Raw genomic sequence first — 17,273 nt, forward strand, 5'->3', positions numbered from 1 at the left:
GTACTAATAGGTCGAGGGCTTGACCCCATTTTCTTAGAGTACTTCATTTGCCAGCAGTTCGATATTCAGTTTTGAGGGTATATACCTCAGAAAAGAGAAGCATGACGATGGCCATGCAAATGGCCGGTGTCGATGACGGTGAGGATCCACCTGTTCCCATTCCGAACACAGAAGTTAAGCTCACTTGTGCCGAAGATAGTTGGCTGGAGACGGCCTGTGAAAATAGGTAGATGCCGGCTTCTCTTTTTATTATGGCCCGTTGGTCAAGCGGTTAAGACAGCGGCCTCTCACGCCGTTAACATGGGTTCGATTCCCGTACGGGTCACCAAACAAGCCAAACTCGAACTTTTTGCTCTTTGAGCATGGGTTCGGGTTTGTTTTTTATTCAACGGTCATTTGCTAAGCAAAAGGGGCTGGACAGCGCAGAATAAACAATTGCGCTGCCCAGCCCCTTTTATAATCCTGTTTGGATGACCTTTTCAAACGTCTCCCACCCGATCTCCCCCAACTGATACTTGCTCAGCGCCATCTGTGCCTGCTTGCGCCAGGCGTTGTAGTCATCCCGCATTTTCTGGTTGCCTGGGGCGCGGGAGCAGCGCATCTGGTAGCGGTTGCGCGTTTTGTTGTAGAGCTCCTTGGCCTTGTCGGCTTTCAGCTCCTCGGCGTAGGCCAGCTTGGCGGCAATGTCCTTGCAGGTGGCGCCTGTTTCCGGGTCCAGAACCCGCTCGCAATACTTGGCGCGGCTGGAGAAGGGCACGAACAGCCGGTGGCAGCTCTCACAGACGGCGACCGGCAGATTCTGGGCACACATCTGTACAAATTCCAAAAAGAGTAGCGCGGGCAGCGTATCGCTCGCGTAGAACGTGGCGGCAGAAATGCCGCCTTTTTTGTTGTCTGTTGGCCGTTTGTAGCGAGTCTGGATATGGATGTCATCCTCCAGGTTGTGGTATTTCTGATAGGTTGAATCGCCATTTTCGGCCAGTTCTGCCAGCAGCTCCGAAGGGCGCTGGCCATGCTCTGTCCGGGGGCGGCTGTCCTCATCTACCAGCGTGGCGGCGATCAGGCTGCGAAAATCTTCTGCCGCCTGAGTAAGCTGCCGGAGAAGCTCCGCAAAGGACTCTAAAAACAACAGGGCGGTTTCACACAGGGAGGCGTCTTCGGTATCCAGCTCGATGAACACCTCCATCTGCTCCGTGTAAGCAGGAAAGCTGCGGCAGTAGCCTTCCAACAAGTCGCTGGTCAGCGCCAGGTTGCCGGTGTGGACGGTGCGCTGGAATAGTGAATTGGTGGACAAACGGCTGCCGCTGGGCTGCCCGTGGTTTACCTGGGAAAGCTGGCCGGTCATCCGATCCAGTTCCCGCTTGAACCGTCGGAAGGTGGCCGAACAGTATCCTTCCAGCAGGTCGAACAAGGCCGGGGAAGTTGCCCGAACGGCCTCCGCAAGCCCATGATAGAAGGAAGCCGCCTGGTAGTAGGCACAGGTTTCCGGCTCGGCCAGGCTCTGTGGCATTGTGCGCCCGGCAGGGAAATCCATCCCCCTGAACCGGTCCAGCAAGCCGGTGGCCTGTTCCAGATAGGGAGCAAACTCCATATCCAGCAGTCCGAACACCAGTGATCCCAGCGGGAAGGTGTGCTGGGGCGTGTCGTAGCCCTGAATATACTCGGCTCGGCCATCAAAGAAAAGATACGTCTGGTAGTTCAAAATCCCTTCACCGCCCTGTGTTGGAGGAAATGTGGCTTGCAAACGGTGCTGTGTTTTGCCGTGTTGCGGTCTTTGTGCAGAAAAGCGTGTGAATCATCCGACATGAAAACAGTCTAACACATCTTGCGTTGATAGGCAAGGGGCCGTATACTGAATGTGTCGGAAGAAACTATAACGAAATAATCAAACATCTTCCGAGAACAGAAGGAACGACCGAACAGTGACCCTGCCGGGGAAGCAGCGCAAAGATCGCAGCGATGTGGGAGCCTGCCAAAGCGGGAGAAAACGGCACAGCGCCAGCCGAGGAGGTTGCCTGCCGGACCTGAGGCGGCAACGGCGCAGAGAGGAGGAGAGACAGACCAAACCCGCAACCACCCATGACCCAAGGAGGTGCCAACTGAACCATGAACTTGTCCCCGCAGAGGAAAACTTGAACCGCATCGACAGTTTCCTGATGATCCCCGCCAGCCTGTTTGCAGAGGAACCCTACCGCAGCCTGCCCAGCGAGAGCAAGCTGCTGTATGGCCGCCTGTTGGGGCTGCTGCGGCTGTCGGCTCAGGATACCACCGGGCACTGGAAAGCCGGACACAGGCCCTGTGTCAGCCTCTCGCAGGCCAGCGTGGGACGGATGCTGCACTGCCACCGGGAGAAGGCAGCAGGGCTGTTTGCCGCGCTGGAAGCCTGCGGGTTGTTGCAGCCGGTGCCGGGGCAGCCAAACGGCAAGGCACGGCGGTATTACATGAATTTGCCCCGCCCCAAGGAGCCGAATGAGCTGTGACCGCTTGCCGGAAATCCCGGCATAACCCGCCGGAACATCCGGCAGCTACCCGCTGGAAATCCCGACACTGACCTGCCGGAAAAACCGGCACGATATAGATAGATTTATATTATATCTCTAAAAGATAGATAGAGACAGATTCCACCACCCGCGTTTTGGTAAAGGGCAGACCGGGAAGGGAAACAGGCGAAAGGAATGTGCCGCTTCAAAGGCTGGTACAAAGATGTACCCACCCGGATAGAAAGCACAACTGTTCCAGCCTTGTCGGGGATGATGCATAATCGGATGGTTGGCAGCGCCCCGTAAATCCCCTCCCGCCGCAGCGGGCCCACTGGCACTTTGCCGGCAACGCCGGAAAGTGTCATAGTGGGTCAGATACTTCCTTTATAAAAGGGAGTATCTGCGTACCCCGCGGACCCCGCCACAAAACCGTACCCAAGAAAGGAGCCGCCTATCAGCAAAATCAATCGAACCGTGGTGCGCAATGAACGCTACCGCAAAAACGCGATCTCGGTGCGGGAACGCCACAACGAACGCAAAAACGAAGTCTACTCCAACCCGGATGTGCTGCTGGAACACAGCCACAACAATGTGATCTTCAAAGCATGTGACGCCCCCACCTATGCGCAGAAGTTTGACTAGATGGTGGCGGACGGCATCGTCTCCACCCGCGGCCTCAAGCCGGACGCCTACGTCTTTGACGAGCTGGTGTTTGATGTGAACACCGACTATTTCGAGACGCATGGCGGGTATGAGTACGCCAAGAGCTTCTACGCCGAAGCCTACGAACTGGCCAAGGAGATCGCGGGCGGGGAGCAGTACATCATCTCGGCGGTCATGCACGCCGATGAGCGCAACCGGGAAGCCAGTGACCGGCTGGGGCGGGATGTGTTCCACTACCACCTGCACGTCGTCTACCTGCCGGTGGTGGAAAAGCAGATCCGCTGGTCCAAGCGGTGCAAGGACCCTGCGCTGCGCGGCACCGTGCGGGAGACGGTCATGCAGGTTAGCCACAGCAAAAAGTGGCCGATGATCCCCCTGACCGATGAGCAGGGCCAGCCGGTGCTGAAAAAAAACGGCAAGCCACGGCTGGTGAGCTCTTACAGCCAACTGCAAACCAGGTTTTTCGAGCACATGCAGCAGGCCGGTTTTACCGACTTTGAGCGCGGCATACAGGGCAGCACCGCCCAACACCTGGACGTGCTGGAGTATAAGGTCCAGCAGGACCGGCAAGCGGTAACGATGCTGGCTGACCAGAAGAGGCAACTGCAAGGCCAGAAAAAGGAACTTGTGTCCCAAATCGGGGCGATCTCCGGGTCGATCCGCGATGTGCAGGACATTGAGGCGAATGCCAAGGTCAAGGGTGTGCTGGAAAAGCGGGTGGAACTGCCGCCGCAGGATTACCGAACCTTATGCGAGATGGCAAAAGCCAGCGGCAAACTGCTGGCCGAAAACCGCAGCCTGCGCAAGCAGTTGGAGCAAAGCAGAATGAGGGCCCAGGATTTGCGCCAGCGTTTGGAGCGGTGCGAGGCACAGCTGGCCGCACTGCGAGAGGAAACGTCCCTCTACCGCGAGGCAATGCGCACAGCGCCGCAGCAGGTGCAGACATTCCTGCTTGGCATCCAGCGCCGCCAGCAGGCAGAGCAGCAACTGAACCGGGCACAGCGCCGCCAGCGTGCCAAGGGCCAGGAACGATGAGACAAACCACAGCCAGGCAGCAGGGGCCAGCCCTGCAGAAAGGAGCCGCTACGGAGAATTTGCAGGAGAAGAACACGATGAGCAAGCAGCAACCGGCACCTGCCGCCCCGGAGCAGGACGGGGTGCCCCAGGCAGATTTGGAGAGGTTCGCCCGGTTCCTGCTGCCCAAGATCCAGGCATTTTACCAGTCGGAGGAGGGACAACGGCTGTTCGAGGAGTGGAAAGCGAAACAATAAGAAACCCGGAGCACACATTCAGTAAAGATTGTGCTCCGGGCTTTTATGAAAAAGGGAGAGAGGAAATGTCGGTTATGGTTCTGTACCCAGGCAGATGGTCCGCTGCGGGCAGGGATGGTCGGCGGTGTGGTAGGGCACCACCTGCTGGAAGGCATTGTGTTCTGCCAGGGCCTGGCGCTCCCGGTCGGTACAATGCACCGGCACGCGGGCAAACCGGGCCAGGCCCTGCCCCGCCAGCCGGGCAGCCCCGGAGCCTGGGTCCACAGCGCCGGTCAGCACGACACCGCCGGCTTTGGCAAAGGCTTCGGCCAAGGCAAGCGCCGCCGGCGTGCGCAGCTGCGGCCCGCTGAGAAAGCAGAACCCATGGGCAGGCGGCGTCGTTCCCAAGGAAAGCACCGATACCTCATGCAGCGCGGCGCGGGCTTCAGGGCGCACCCAGGTTTGGTCTGTGGCCAGCACCTGCGTTTGCTTGCAGAAGTGCGCATCGCCATAAAGCGGCGTTTGCGGCCAGCGGGCGTGCAGCAGCAAAAGCATCTCCTGCCCGCGGCCGTATTTGGGCACCGGGAACAGCACCGGCTGCCCGGCACTGGCCCAGGGCGACACCGCGTCAAGAAAATCCTGCCGCATGGCGCCGTCGCTGCGGGGGTCCGGGCCGTAGGCGCTGTCCAGCACCGCCAGGCGGGCAGCCTGGCCCCGCACCGGGTCCACCGCGTAGACGGGGCTGTGCTCGGTATAATCGCCGCTGAAAAACAGCCGCTGTCCCTCCAGCCCAAAGGCATACCACACGCTGCCGGCGCAGTGCCCGGCCCGCCCCCAGGCCAGCTCCAGCCCGGCCGGGGGCGGATTATTTTCAAGGCACACCGTCGGAAACGGCAGCCGGCCTACCTGCGACAGCGTGGCGGACGTGGCCACCACCGTGGCGGTGCAGCCCAAACCTGCCAGCCAGGCAAGCGCGCCGGTGTGGTCGGCGTGGGAGTGGGTTAAAAACACAAAGTCCAGCCCGCGGGCCTGGGCGGCCGTCAGCGCCGGGTAAGGGTCTTGCGCCCCGGCCATTCGCCCGCAGTCCACCAAAAAGGAGAGCGTCTCCCCCTCCACCAAAAAGCAGTTGCGGCCATGCTCACCCACGCCGCCGGCAAAGGTCACCCGCATCAGGATGCCTTCTTTCGGCTGGTGACTGCGTTGAGGATCAGCAGTGTTGTGGTGGTGATGGCCACGCAAAGCACCGCCATCGCCATGCCCAGCGACACGCTGCCCTGCTCAAATTCCCGGTTGATGTAGGTGGAGACCACCAGCACGTTGGGCGGCGCGATCAGGCTGGCGGTGACCAGTTCCCGGAAGGCGATGATAAAGATCATCATCCAGCCGGTCAGGATGCCGGGGACAATCATTGGCAGCGTGATGCGGCGGAACACGTACCACGGGCTTCCGCCAAAGGTACGGCCGGCCTGGATCAGGTTATCGTTGATCTGGGTGAAGGAGGAGGTCACATACTGCACCGTATAGGGCAGGTACAGCACCACATAGGCCAGCACCATGATGCCCATTGTGTTGTACAGCGGCAGCACATCGTAGATGGCGTTCCAGAACAGCATGATGCCGATGACCAGCACGATGGCGGGCAGCATTTCGGGCAGCATACTGGCGCCCTCCACGATTTTTTTGAGCCGCCCCTTGCCGCGGCGCACCGCCATGACCACCACCGTGCCCAGCACCGAGCAGATGCAGGCTGAGGCGATGGCCAAAAAGATACTGTTGCCGATGGCGCCCAGGCTGCGGTCGGTGGTGAACAGCTCGGCGTAGTGCTCCAGCGTGAAGTTACCGGGGGCCAGGCCGTAGCCGCGCAGCTTGATGAGCGAGCTGGCGATGATGGAAAAATACGGGATGCCGATGGACACCACCAACACCAGCGCCACCCACCCCCAGGCCGCGGCCAGACCGCCGCCGGACAGGTGGGTCTCGACCGGGCGGCTGCCCTTGCCGCTGACCAGCCGGTAGGAAGTGCGGTTGGTGATGGCGTTCTGGGCCAGCCACAGCGCCATGCAGATCAGGACCAGCACCGAGGACAGGCTGGCCGCCTTACCAAAGTCCACCGGCGCGGTGGTGGCGTAGCGGTGAATATCGGTAGTAAAGACATAGAATCCGATGCGCCGGCCAAGGGTATAGGGGGTGCCGTACTCCGACAGGGTCTTGACGAAGACGAGCAGAGCTGCGATGGCATAGTTGCCGGTGAGCAGCGGGGCGAAGATCTTGCGCAGCCGCAGGCCGAACCCGGCACCGAACACGGCGCCGCTCTCCTCCAGGCTGGCGGGGATGTTCAGGATGGCGTTTTTCAAGATCGTCATCATAAAGGGGAACACGTTCAGCGTCATGACCAGCACCAGCCCGCCGAAGGAGAAGAAGCTTTCCGAGATGCGGCCGGTGAAGGGGAACAGCTGTTGAAAGAGCCCGCGCCGCTGCATGAACAGGATCCAGCCCATCGACGCGATGTAGGGCGGGGTCATAAAGGGCACCATGAACACGATGTCCAGCCACTTGTGTTTTCCCAGTTGGCTGCGGGCCAGCAGGTAGGCGGTGGGCGCTGCGATGACGGTGGAAAGGGCCACTACGCAGACGCCGAGGAGCAGGGAATTCCAGATGGTTTGCAGGTTTTCAGGGTCGGCGATGATCGTCCAGGCGCGATACAGGTCGAGGCGGCCATCTATGATGACCGCCTCGGCGAATACCGAAACCAGGGGGCAGACGATCAAAAACGCCAGAACAAGCAGCAGCACCCACAAGATGGGGCTGACGCTCCGGGTCGTTGACTGTCGCATACTTCCTCCGGGTTCTATTTTGATTTTATTGGCAGATCTCGTTCAGCTTGGCAGCGGTCTCGTCAGCGACGGGCACCATCGCATCCCAGTCGGTGGGCAGCTGCGGGATGTCGGCCACGTTGGTGCGGTTGGAGCACTGGATGTCGGTGCGGCCGGGCAACAGGTAGGCGTCAGCCACCAGCTGTTGAGCCTCGTCGCTGAACAGGAAGTCCACAAAGGCCTTGGCGTTGTCCATATCCGGGGCGGTCTTCATGATCATGGCCGGGCGAGGGTTGATGACGGTGCCGCTGGCCGGGTAGTAGATGTTGATGGGCTCGCCGTCATCGATGGAAGAGTAGGCGTTGTAGTCCACGCCGGCGATCAGGATGCCCTTCTCACCGGTGGTGACAGCTTCCAGCGCGGCCGCATTGGCGCCGGGCACTGTCAGGCCGTTGTCCGCCCAGGACTGCATGATCTCCTCGCCGTTGTCCAGGCCGGTGACCAGGCCGGCCAGGAAGTCCTTGCAGGCGCCGGACTTTTCGGGGTCGGGGATCGCGATGTCGTCGGCATACTGACTGTCGGCCAGGTCGGCCCAGTCGGCGTTCAGTTCAGGGTAGATCGTGGTGTTGTAGATCACGCCCACGGCAGACGCGCTGTAACCGAACAGCATGCTGTCATCGTCGATCCAGCCGGGCTGGATTTTGTCGGCATTGGCGGGGGTGTAGCTGACGATCTTGTCGTCGGCTTTCATGGACAGGCCGTCCGACCAGGAAGCCAGAATGACCACGTCGGCCACCGGGTTGGCCTCCTCCGTTTCAAGACGGGCCAGAATCTCGCCGGTGGTGCCCTGGAACTGCTCCACCTGGATGCCGGTCTCTTCGGTGAAGGCGGCGGCCAGCTTGTCGGCCAGGCCGGCCGGGCTGGGCATATAGACAGTCACTTTGCCGGAACCGGTAGCGGTGGCCTCAGACGAAGCTTCCGGCGTGGCGGTGGATTCGCTGGCCGCCTCCGAGGAGGAAGCCGGGGCGCTCTCGCTCGCCGTGGAGCTGCTTCCGCTGGTGGCTGTGCTGCCGCAGGCCGCCAGGCTCACCGTCATGCAGCCGGCAGCCAGCAGGGCCGCGGCGCGTTTCATGGTACTACGTTTCATTTTCCGTTCACTCCTTCTACTGTGATGATTTGCTTCGGGTCTATGTAAACTGAAAGTGTTTCGCCCACAGCCGCCTTGCGGCCACAGTGAAGCATCCAGGTCACATCGGGCTGATAGGTCAGCTGCACCTCATAGCAGTCACCCAGGTACTGCACGCTCTGCACCGGCAGTTTGTACTCGGTGCAGCCGGGCGCCGGGTCCACCGTCATGGCCTCGGGCCGGAACAGGCGGGTGGCGTCCAGCCAGTTGGATTTGCCCACAAAATGCGCCACAAACCGGGTGGCGGGGTGGTGGTAGATCTCCTCCGGCGTGTCATACTGCTGCACCACGCCGCCGTCCAGCACGGCGATCTTGTCGCTCATGCTCATGGCCTCGGTCTGGTCGTGGGTGACAAACACCGCCGTAAAGCCCAAGCGGGAGACAAGCTCCTTGAGCTCGTGGCGCATTTCCTCCCGCAGCAGGGCGTCCAGCGCCGAGAGCGGCTCGTCAAACAAAATGCAGCTCGGCTCGATGACGATGGCCCGGGCAAAAGCCACCCGCTGCTGCTGCCCGCCCGAGAGCTGGTGCGGATACCGCTGGGCCAGCTCCTCCAGGTGGACGCTGCGCAGCGCCTCCATTACTTTGTCGCGCAGCCCGTCGGTGCGGTTCTGCGCCCGCAAGCCGAAGGCGACATTCTCAAACACCGTCATGTGGGGCCACAGGGCAAAATCCTGGAACACAAAGCCAAGGCCCCGCTTTTCGGGCGGGGTGTCGATCTTTTTCTCTTTGGAAAAGATACAGCGGTCATCAAACCAAATTTCTCCGGTGTCGGGGGTCTCCAGCCCGGCGATCATGCGCAGCAGCGTGGTCTTTCCGCAGCCGGAGGAACCCAGCAGCGTGGTAAAGCTGCCGCTCTCCACCGTCAGGGTGGTGGGAGCGATGACCTGCTTGCTGCCAAACGACTTGGTAATGTTGGTCAGGCGGATTTCCATAAACTTCCTCGATTCAACCTTAAAATCGGCTTATATTCTACCCCCCTCCCCGCGTATTTTTCGACCATGTGCGCGTTATATTTTGGTAAAATTTGTGTAACGCGGTATCCACACTTGACGAATATGCCAATACTGATTATACTTGAATCATAAATCAAATTAAAAGGAAGGAACACTATGGACGTATCCATCGGCACCCGGCTGCGCGTGCTGCGCAAGGACGCGGGGCTGACCCAGGCCCAACTGGCGGCGTTGGCTGGCACCAACCAGGCTGCCATCAACCGGTATGAAACTGACAGGGCGGCAGCACCTTACCGTATCCTGGTCTGGTATGCGACCTATTTTAACGTATCGCTGGACTATATTTTTGGCCTGTGCGAGGACCCCCGCGGGCGGTATGTCTGCGTCACGCCGGAGGGGGCGCAGGAAGTGGTGCAGCGCAAGCCGGATTGGGGCGAGTTTGTCGAAGCCTGCTTCACGCCGGGCAGCGAGCTGAACCGCCGCCTGAAGCAGATGATCCTCAATATGGGAGAAGAGGAGAAGCACAAGTAAGGAGGTGCACGCCATGAATGCCGTGATTTATGCCCGCTACAGCAGCGACAACCAGCGGGAAGAATCCATCGAGGGGCAGCTGCGGGAATGCAAGGAGTATGCCGACCAGAACGGCATCAACCTGATTGGCACGTACATTGACCGGGCGTTTTCTGCCAAGACCGACAGCCGCCCGCAGTTCCAGCAGATGATCCACGACAGCGCCACCCACACCTTTGAGGCAGTGCTGGTGTGGAAGCTGGACCGCTTCTCCCGCAACCGGTACGACTCGGCCCACTATAAGCGCATCCTTAAAAACAACCGGGTCCATGTGGTGTCGGTGACCGAGCCCATCTCCAACACGCCGGAGGGCATCATGCTGGAAAGCCTGCTGGAAGGCATGGCCGAGTATTATTCGGCCGACCTGGCCGAGAAGGTCAGCCGCGGCCACAAGGAAAATGCACTCAAGGCCAAGTTCAACGGCGGCCCGGTGCCGCTGGGCTACCGCATCGACAGCGAACAGCACTACCAGCTCGACCCAGCCACCGCACCGGTGGTGCAGGAGGCCTTCCGGCGGTATGCCGACGGGGAGAGTATCAAGGCCATTTGGACAGATTTTAACGGCCGTGGCATCCGAACCAGCCTGGGCAGGCCATTTACCAAAGGCAGTTTTCAAACCATGCTGAAAAACCGCCGGTATCTGGGCGAATACCGCTATAAAGATACAGTCATCCCGGACGCTATTCCGGCCATCATTGACCCGGAACTGTTTGAGCAGGTGCAGCGCCGCTGTGAACGCAACAAAAAGGCTCCGGCGCATACAAAAACACAGGTCAACTTTATGCTGACGACCAAGGCGTTTTGCGGCAAATGCGGCGCGATGGTCAGTGGGGAAAGCGGCAAAAGTCATACGGGTACAGTCCACTATTACTATAAATGTGGAAACCACAAGCGAAATGGCCGCGCCGCCTGCGATTTGCAGGCCGTTCGCAAGGAGCCATTGGAGCTTTTTGTGGTAAAAGCCGCTGTTCAGAAAGTGCTCCAGCCGAAAGTGATGGACCGTCTGTGCGATTTGTTGCTGGCCTATCAAAAACAGGAAAATACCCGGCTTCCACTTTTGCAAAAACAGTTGCAGGAAGTAAAAAAGAAAATCGGAAATCTGATTGCGGCCATTGAACAGGGCATCTTGACGCCATCCACCAAACAACGAATGGATGAGCTGGAACAGCAGCGCCAGCAACTGGAAACCAGTATTTTGCAGGAGCAGATCGAAAAACCGCCCATCACACGGGAGCAAATTCTATTCTGGTTTGACCACTTCCGTCACGGTGATCCGAAAGACCCGGCGTTTCAACAACAGGTCATTGATTGCTTTGTCAATGCGGTGTACCTGTTTGACGACAAAATTGTCCTTGTCTTTAACTACAAAGAGGGTGACCAGCTGGTCACCCTCGAAGAAGTAAAAAGTTCGATTTTAGACGATAATGCTTCACCAAACAAATCCGAAACTTTTACCGAAAAGGTTTAAGTTTCGGATTTATTTGTTTATCGGGTTTTTTCTTGATAGATGCGACAGGCGAGGAAGGATTGTTTATGCAGAGCGACCGGGATAAACTTCTATTGCTAATCGAACGGTTGCGCGTGGCGTGTGTTTCTTCTTTCTCGGACAATGTCGTGGGCATATACCTCCATGGATCTGTTGCCATGCGCTGCTTTTCCTGGCTTACCGGGGATGTGGATTGTTTGGTGGTGGTCAGGCAGGCGTTGCAGGCTTCAGCAAAACTCCGATTTATCCAGGCATGTCTTGCCATGGAACCTCTTTGCCCGGCCAAGGGACTGGAACTTAGCGTGGTGACCGTCCAAAGCTGCGCCGTGCCAGAGCGGAATCCGTGCTTTGAATTGCATTTTTCTCCTATGTATGCATCCGCCTATAGGCAGGACATGGTGGGGCAGTTGTCACGCATGCCGAAACGCGACACGGATTTGGTTGCTCATTTTGCCATGGTGCGTGCCCGTGGTATTACGCTTATGGGTAAGAAGGCAGAACACCTGTTTACCCCAATTCCCCGTGAGTGGATATCGGACTATTTGCAGGCGGAGATGGAGGGCGCGGCAACCTCGAAAAATGATCACCCGGTTTATTATGTGTTGAACGCTTGCCGATCCCTGGCGTTTTTGGAGAAGAACGAATTTCTTTCCAAGCAGGAAGGTGGTTATTGGGGGATGCAACATCTCCCTGAGAAGTATACCTCCTTATTGAAGGCCGCGCTGGCCGCATACGGAGGAGGTTCCCCAATGCAGATTGTAGACTATCCGATGCCGGAGTTTTGGGCAGAAATCAAAAAGCGGTGGCAACAGGGGCGGTATATTGCTAAGGAATCTGTTTTGCCCTGACGGTTACAAAAAAGAATACGGAAAATACCCTCTGTCATCGATACGCGGTCAACGAACCGACGTGCGAGGCGGAGGGCATTTTCCGTTTGTAAGGGGGACAAAGGGAGAGGAAATGCTTATTCACCTACAGCTTTGTTGGTCAGCATTGTGTGGGTCAGCTTGACCATATTGACGCCGCCCATATGCGTGGTGCCTTCACCCAAGCGCAACACCTTGTTTTGGCCCTTGCGGATGGGCTCCCAAATGGGCAGTCCGCCGCCGTTGGGATTTCCTGTGGTAGCGAAGTTGGTCAGATACTGTACCATCTGTTCGCTTAACAGCCGGTCTTTGGCGGTCATGGGGCGCCAGCAATGGTCCAACGTACCAAACCAGTACCAAAGGTCGCTGCTGTGCCAGGCACCGTTGTCATCGCCGGGCAGCTGACGATCAAAGAACCATGCATAGGAGGCCGGCTTGCCCTGGTCTGCCTGCAACCGGCACCAGGATTTGGCCATGCGGTGGACGATGGGAGGAACGATATCCTCACTGGTAGAACCCATCATATAAGGTACAGCCCGCTGCTGCCCATCTTCGGCAATAACCGATCCTTCTATGGGAATCAGCCGTCCGTCTACCACCGGGACGCACTGCATTCCGCCGGCTGCGGTCTGGGCCGCTTTCCAGGCTGCAAACAGGTCGGCAGGGGACAGGGCCCGCAGCGCAGCGAGGTCCGGACAACCGGCACGGACGGCTACATCCTTCCAGAAGTCGTAATGCTCAGGGGCGGGGGAGGTGGAGCCAAAGCCTTTTCCCACGCCGCCGCCGCTGCTCATGACCGCACCGGCCACCAGTCCTTCGGTCATGGGGGACAGGCAAAGCTGTTGTACGCTCATAGCACCGGCACTTTGGCCCATCAGGGTGATGTGTTTCGGGTCGCCGCCGAAAGCTGCAATGTTGTCGTATACCCATTGCAGGGCACACAGCTGGTCATACAGGCCGTAATTTCCGGTGTGGCCGGCTTCCGCAGAAAGCTCCGGCAGGCAGGCAAATCCCAGGGGGCCCAGCCGGTAGTTGATGGTAACGGCAATCACGCCGCGGGTGGGCCAGACCGGGCCGTCAAAATGCTTTTCGTGGCCACAGCCTCCGGTAAAGCCACCGCCGTGAATGTAGAAGATGACCGGCAGTTTCGCATCCGGACCGGTGTTTTCCGGGGTCCAGATGTTCAGGAACAGACAATCCTCGCTGTAATCGTAGTGTTCCCCCTGGCGGAATTCATGGTAATAGAAAGCCTTTTCAGGCATCTGGGCCTCATCGAAGAAGGCCCGGGGCTGGTAGGAACAAGCACCATAGTGGGTGGCATCGTAGGTACCCTCCCAGTGGGTTACGGGGGTGGGATATTCCCACCGTCCGGCGGTGGCGTAGCGGATGCCTTTATAGGCAACTACGCCCGGCCACTGGCAGGTGCAGCCCTCAATGGGACCGCAGGGGGTCATGCGGGTATAGCTCATAGCGTTTTCATCCTTTGTTGTTGTAGGCGCTGGGCATCCAGGGCTTTTTGGCGGCCACGGCGTCGTTGTACTCTTCCAGCTTGCGCATCTGCTCCACCACGTGGGGCATGTCCATCCGCTTGACCAGCTCATTGATCAGTGCTTCGCCTTCGTCGGCCAGTTTATTCCGGGCGGCTTCGTCGGGAATGGCAGTGGTGGACATGTGGTCGCCCTGTTCCGCAAAGCAGTAGCCGATGGAGGCGCTCTGATAAGCCAGCGCAAACAGATCATTGAAGGGCGCGCAGGTCTGAGGCCGGGTGTGGGCAAACTGGGTAGTGATGGGAATATCCTGCAGCCGTCCCATCATCTTGTAAGCGCCTACGGTAATGGCATGGAAACTGTTCATATCCTTGAACAGGTCTTTGGCGCTGCGGGTCATCTGCATGGACAGGTCCATATACAGGATGGGCACACCGGTTTCGTCGAAGAAATCCCGGACCATGGGGCTGCAGGTCATGTGGGCGGGGCCGTGGAAGCTGATGTAGATCTGTCGTTTGAACCCTTGGCGGAGCAGGCTGTGGGCGATGGCGGACAGATAATCGATTCCCTGGCGAATGCTGACCTGTACGGTACCACGGCCGCTGGCGGTGGCGCCGGCGTAGAAGTAGGGAAGCCCCGTCAGTACAAGTCCGTCGCAGGCTTCGGCCATTTTCAGGGCATAGGCCTCGCTGATGACGGTCTCGCTGTCCAGGGGAAAGCCGCCATGCATTTCCACCGTGCCCACCGGCACAATAATGATATCGTTCTGGGCAAGGTATTCTTCCACCTCGCTGTTGAGCAGTTTTGGCAAGATGCGGGTACGCATTTCCATAGGGGGCCATCTCCTTTTTGGCAAAAGATTGCAGGAAATTGATTTTGAAAAATTGTCCCCGGCGCAGCACGCCGGGGACAGGAACGAAACCTTACTCAGCAGACTTGCGGGCGGCCATCTGGGCGCGGATTTCCGGGGTGATGTTCCAGACAAAGCGGAAAGCAATCCAGGAACCCACGAGGAAGATGGCGGGGATCAGGACGCACAGCGCCTTGATACCGGTGATGGTGGCAGCAGTCTGAGTGGCGGCATTGGCCTGGTAACCGATCCAGCCCAGAGCCAGGACGGCGGCGGAATTGCCGACGGTCTGGCCGATACGGCGGGACAGGTTGAAGGTGCCGTAAATGGTGCCCTCGGTGCGCTTGCCGGTGACCATCTCGTTGTAGTCGGTAACGGTGGCAACCAGGCCCCACTGCATGTAGATGGACACGCCGCCGAAGCTGGACGCGATGGTGGCCCAGATCATGTAGACCAGCGGGGAAATGGTGGTGATCATCATGACGGCGAACAGACCCAGATAGCACACGGCGCCGCAGACCAGGCAGATACGGACCATCTTTTCCAGGCCGATCTTCTTGCTGATGACGGGGCACAAGGCCAGGCTGATGATGCCGACCACCATGGAGAAGGTGCTCTGCACGCTCATGATGCCGATATCGCCCAGCACATCACCGTACATGTAGGTGCCCAGGGTGCTGGCCACATACTGCTGGGTGCAGATGCAGATGCCGTGGATGATCAGGGCCACATAGGCGCGGTTCTTACGGAACGCCACGAAGATATCGCTGATCTTCACGCCGTCGCCACCGCCGGCGGCAGCCACCGCGGCAGTGTTGCGCTCTTCGGTCCAGAAGTAGTGCAGCAGGCAGAAAACAAAACCGATGACCGCGCAGATGGTGGCGCCCACGCCGAAGGCGAAGGAAGTATCGCCGTACTTGGCCAGCAGCTGGGGCAGGATCATCAGGGGCAGAACGTTGCCTACCAGGGAGCCGAAGCCGCGGGCGCTGGACAGGGTGGAACGCTCGCCGTCGTTGTTGGCCATGGCACCCAGCAGGGAACCCATAGGAATGTTGAACATGGTGTAGCAGCCTTCGTACAGGATCTTGCAGAAGAACAGCACAACCAGCATGGTGGTTCCTTTGAAGAAGGTGGGAACCGTCCAGAACGCGATGGCCGTCACACACAGCAACGGTGCCACGCGAAGCAGCCAGGGACGGAACTTGCCTTTGGGATTTTTGTTTTTGGCGTACATTTTATCCATCAGTACGCCCATCATGGGGTCGTTCACGGCGTCCCAGATGTTCCAGACCAGCAGCAGAACTGCCAGAATGGTGGTATCGACCTGCAGGACGTTGGTGTAGTAGCGGGTGACCATGGCGCCCATCAGGGCGAAGGTCATACAACCGCCCAGGTCGCCCATAGCATAGCCGATTTTATGTTTGAGCGACAGGCCGCTTTTTGTGCTAGTTGCCATCATTATCCTCCTTATGCTTGCGCGGATCCGCCGCGCAGATTACAGATGATCGTTCATGGCAGAGGGGGTCGGGCCCGTACCGCCTCCGTCTTGTTTACCTGTATTGTAGCGTGAGTTTGATGCAAAGTAAATTGCAATTTCCACATGAATCCTTGCAAATCCAAGAAAGATATGATACACTACATCTAAAATAAACAAACAAGGTGCGGTGATTTTGTGAAAATAAGCCAAATGCGGAAGAGGGCAAAGCTTACCCCGCAGGATCCTTTGTCCGAGAAGAGGAGGCAATTGGACCATTCGTTGGCAGAGGATGGGTATTCACCCGGATCCATCTATCAGGAACTGGAGATGGACTCACCGTATGTGGATACCCATGACGACATCAGCAAATCGGCGGATGTGGTGCAGCTGCACAGCCATACCTTTTACGAGATTCTGTTCTGCCGCGGCGGCAGCCTGGAATATCTGCTGGGGACCGAGCGGTATCATATCCAGCACGGGGATGTGGTCTTTGTGCCGCCGGGGATCAGTCATTGCCCTCTTTTTCTGGAAAAGCTGGTGGACCCCTATACTCGGGACGTCATCTGGATCAGCCCGCTGTTTGCCAAACAGATGGGGGACCTGTTTCCCGGTACGGAGATCCTGACGGCTCAGCCTTTTCTGCTTCGTACCGCCGGAACCCAGTGGGAAGGGGTGCTGGGACAGCTGTTTCGTGCGGGCGTGCGGGAGAGCTATGCCCGGGCCCCGGGGTGGGAAGCGGCAGTGTACGGCAACACCATGCGCCTGCTGGTGCAACTGACGCGGGTGCGGGCCAACGACAAGACTCTGACGCCGCCCACGGTCAAGCAGGAACTGCTGGACCGGATTCTGTTTTATGTGGAATCAGAGATGGCCCAGAAGATCACCCTGGCGGAGACAGCCCGCCGCTTTCTGGTCAGCGAAAGCACCATCAACCAGCTGTTTCGCAAGCGGATGAATGTGAGTTTCTATCACTATGTCACCCAGCGCCGCCTGATCGCCGCCAAAAGCCTGCTTCTGTCCGCCGTCCCCGCAGAGCAGATCTGTACCATGGTGGGATTCGGGGATTACTCCACCTTTTACCGTGCCTTCAAGCAGGAATACGGCATCTCCCCGGCGGAATACCGCCGTCTGCAGGAAGGCACCTCCCGGGACAACTGAAGTGGGCCGATACAGGTTTCACAACCCACAACAA

14 protein-coding genes, 1 tRNA gene, 1 rRNA gene and 1 pseudogene are annotated in these 17,273 nt (G+C 58.6%); 9 read left to right on the plus strand and 8 right to left on the minus strand.

Annotation, left to right across the window (positions count from 1 at the left end):
• Positions 1-122: 122 nt before the first annotated feature.
• Together rrf and H6B15_RS13660 are read left to right on the plus strand one after the other, a co-directional pair.
• A 5S ribosomal RNA gene (gene rrf / locus H6B15_RS13655) occupies positions 123-239 on the plus strand.
• Between the two features lie 14 nt (positions 240-253).
• Positions 254-328: transfer RNA gene (locus H6B15_RS13660), tRNA-Glu, on the plus strand.
• Between the two features lie 126 nt (positions 329-454).
• On the opposite strand, the gene H6B15_RS13665 is transcribed toward H6B15_RS13660, so the two are convergent.
• A complete protein-coding gene (locus tag H6B15_RS13665) occupies positions 455-1,702 on the minus strand; it encodes a DUF6076 domain-containing protein (RefSeq protein ID WP_204648561.1) in 1,248 nt (415 codons plus the stop codon).
• Between the two features lie 430 nt (positions 1,703-2,132).
• Here H6B15_RS13665 and H6B15_RS13670 point away from each other — a divergent pair, with 430 nt between their 5' ends.
• The 3 genes and pseudogenes from H6B15_RS13670 (at position 2,133) to H6B15_RS13685 (ending at position 4,414) form a co-directional block, all read left to right on the plus strand.
• The gene (locus tag H6B15_RS13670) at positions 2,133-2,480 is read left to right on the plus strand and encodes a hypothetical protein (protein ID WP_193501577.1); all 348 of its coding nucleotides are present in this window, start codon (positions 2,133-2,135) and stop codon (positions 2,478-2,480) included.
• A 477-nt stretch (positions 2,481-2,957) separates the two neighbouring features.
• Positions 2,958-4,178: pseudogene (locus H6B15_RS13680) on the plus strand (plasmid recombination protein).
• 77 nt (positions 4,179-4,255) lie between these two features.
• A complete protein-coding gene (locus tag H6B15_RS13685) occupies positions 4,256-4,414 on the plus strand; it encodes a hypothetical protein (RefSeq protein WP_193501579.1) in 159 nt (52 codons plus the stop codon).
• A 72-nt stretch (positions 4,415-4,486) separates the two neighbouring features.
• On the opposite strand, the gene H6B15_RS13690 is transcribed toward H6B15_RS13685, so the two are convergent.
• The 4 genes from H6B15_RS13690 to H6B15_RS13705 are packed head-to-tail and all read right to left on the minus strand — an operon-like array spanning position 4,487 to position 9,324.
• Positions 4,487-5,563 (minus strand): MBL fold metallo-hydrolase, encoded by a 1,077-nt coding sequence (locus tag H6B15_RS13690; protein WP_204648564.1) that lies wholly within the window; start codon positions 5,561-5,563, stop codon positions 4,487-4,489.
• On the minus strand, positions 5,563-7,227 hold the full coding sequence (locus tag H6B15_RS13695) for an ABC transporter permease (RefSeq protein ID WP_204648565.1): 1,665 nt from the start codon (positions 7,225-7,227) through the stop codon (positions 5,563-5,565). The genes H6B15_RS13690 and H6B15_RS13695 overlap by 1 nt, the downstream gene beginning before the upstream one ends.
• Positions 7,228-7,252: 25 nt before the next feature.
• On the minus strand, positions 7,253-8,353 hold the full coding sequence (locus tag H6B15_RS13700; protein WP_243424428.1) for an ABC transporter substrate-binding protein: 1,101 nt from the start codon (positions 8,351-8,353) through the stop codon (positions 7,253-7,255).
• Complete coding sequence (locus H6B15_RS13705) at positions 8,350-9,324, minus strand: ABC transporter ATP-binding protein (protein ID WP_193501585.1); 975 nt, start codon at positions 9,322-9,324, stop codon at positions 8,350-8,352. Before H6B15_RS13705 ends, H6B15_RS13700 begins: the two co-directional genes overlap by 4 nt.
• A 177-nt stretch (positions 9,325-9,501) precedes the next feature.
• Here H6B15_RS13705 and H6B15_RS13710 point away from each other — a divergent pair, with 177 nt between their 5' ends.
• The 3 genes from H6B15_RS13710 to H6B15_RS13720 all read left to right on the plus strand — a co-directional run bounded on the left by H6B15_RS13710 (position 9,502) and on the right by H6B15_RS13720 (position 12,249).
• Entirely contained in the window at positions 9,502-9,876 is a 375-nt protein-coding gene (locus H6B15_RS13710) for a helix-turn-helix domain-containing protein (protein WP_204648566.1), read from the plus strand.
• 13 nt (positions 9,877-9,889) lie between these two features.
• Positions 9,890-11,383 (plus strand): recombinase family protein, encoded by a 1,494-nt coding sequence (locus H6B15_RS13715; protein ID WP_204648567.1) that lies wholly within the window; start codon positions 9,890-9,892, stop codon positions 11,381-11,383.
• A gap of 65 nt (positions 11,384-11,448) precedes the next feature.
• Positions 11,449-12,249 (plus strand): aminoglycoside adenylyltransferase domain-containing protein, encoded by an 801-nt coding sequence (locus tag H6B15_RS13720; protein ID WP_204648568.1) that lies wholly within the window; start codon positions 11,449-11,451, stop codon positions 12,247-12,249.
• Between the two features lie 116 nt (positions 12,250-12,365).
• Here the strand turns inward: H6B15_RS13720 and H6B15_RS13725 are convergent, their stop codons facing one another.
• From H6B15_RS13725 to H6B15_RS13735, 3 genes are all read right to left on the minus strand, one after another.
• Entirely contained in the window at positions 12,366-13,736 is a 1,371-nt protein-coding gene (locus H6B15_RS13725) for a carboxylesterase family protein (RefSeq protein WP_204648569.1), read from the minus strand.
• Between the two features lie 7 nt (positions 13,737-13,743).
• Complete coding sequence (locus H6B15_RS13730; RefSeq protein ID WP_345941997.1) at positions 13,744-14,586, minus strand: creatininase family protein; 843 nt, start codon at positions 14,584-14,586, stop codon at positions 13,744-13,746.
• 91 nt (positions 14,587-14,677) lie between these two features.
• Positions 14,678-16,060, minus strand: coding sequence for an MFS transporter (locus H6B15_RS13735; protein WP_204648570.1), 1,383 nt, complete (start codon positions 16,058-16,060; stop codon positions 14,678-14,680).
• 288 nt (positions 16,061-16,348) lie between these two features.
• Between H6B15_RS13735 and H6B15_RS13740 the strand changes: the two genes are divergently transcribed.
• Positions 16,349-17,239 carry an AraC family transcriptional regulator gene (locus H6B15_RS13740; RefSeq protein ID WP_204648571.1) on the plus strand — a complete coding sequence of 297 codons (891 nt, stop codon included), beginning with the start codon at positions 16,349-16,351 and terminating at the stop codon, positions 17,237-17,239.
• Positions 17,240-17,273 lie beyond the last annotated feature (34 nt).

Source organism: Gemmiger formicilis, assembly GCF_016900095.1.
Taxonomy (GTDB): Bacteria; Bacillota; Clostridia; order Oscillospirales; family Ruminococcaceae; genus Gemmiger; species Gemmiger formicilis_A.

Bases quoted from the DNA above. Each gene is read 5' to 3' on its own strand.
- H6B15_RS13685 (WP_193501579.1), top strand. From the start codon at position 4,256: ATGAGCAAGCAGCAACCGGCACCTGCCGCCCCGGAGCAGGACGGGGTG.
- H6B15_RS13690 (WP_204648564.1), bottom strand. From the start codon at position 5,563: ATGCGGGTGACCTTTGCCGGCGGCGTGGGTGAGCATGGCCGCAACTGC.
- H6B15_RS13730 (WP_345941997.1), bottom strand. From the start codon at position 14,586: ATGGAAATGCGTACCCGCATCTTGCCAAAACTGCTCAACAGCGAGGTG.
- H6B15_RS13720 (WP_204648568.1), top strand. From the start codon at position 11,449: ATGCAGAGCGACCGGGATAAACTTCTATTGCTAATCGAACGGTTGCGC.
- H6B15_RS13710 (WP_204648566.1), top strand. From the start codon at position 9,502: ATGGACGTATCCATCGGCACCCGGCTGCGCGTGCTGCGCAAGGACGCG.
- H6B15_RS13705 (WP_193501585.1), bottom strand. From the start codon at position 9,324: ATGGAAATCCGCCTGACCAACATTACCAAGTCGTTTGGCAGCAAGCAG.
- H6B15_RS13735 (WP_204648570.1), bottom strand. From the start codon at position 16,060: ATGGCAACTAGCACAAAAAGCGGCCTGTCGCTCAAACATAAAATCGGC.
- H6B15_RS13695 (WP_204648565.1), bottom strand. From the start codon at position 7,227: ATGCGACAGTCAACGACCCGGAGCGTCAGCCCCATCTTGTGGGTGCTG.
- H6B15_RS13700 (WP_243424428.1), bottom strand. From the start codon at position 8,353: ATGAAACGTAGTACCATGAAACGCGCCGCGGCCCTGCTGGCTGCCGGC.
- H6B15_RS13715 (WP_204648567.1), top strand. From the start codon at position 9,890: ATGAATGCCGTGATTTATGCCCGCTACAGCAGCGACAACCAGCGGGAA.
- H6B15_RS13725 (WP_204648569.1), bottom strand. From the start codon at position 13,736: ATGAGCTATACCCGCATGACCCCCTGCGGTCCCATTGAGGGCTGCACC.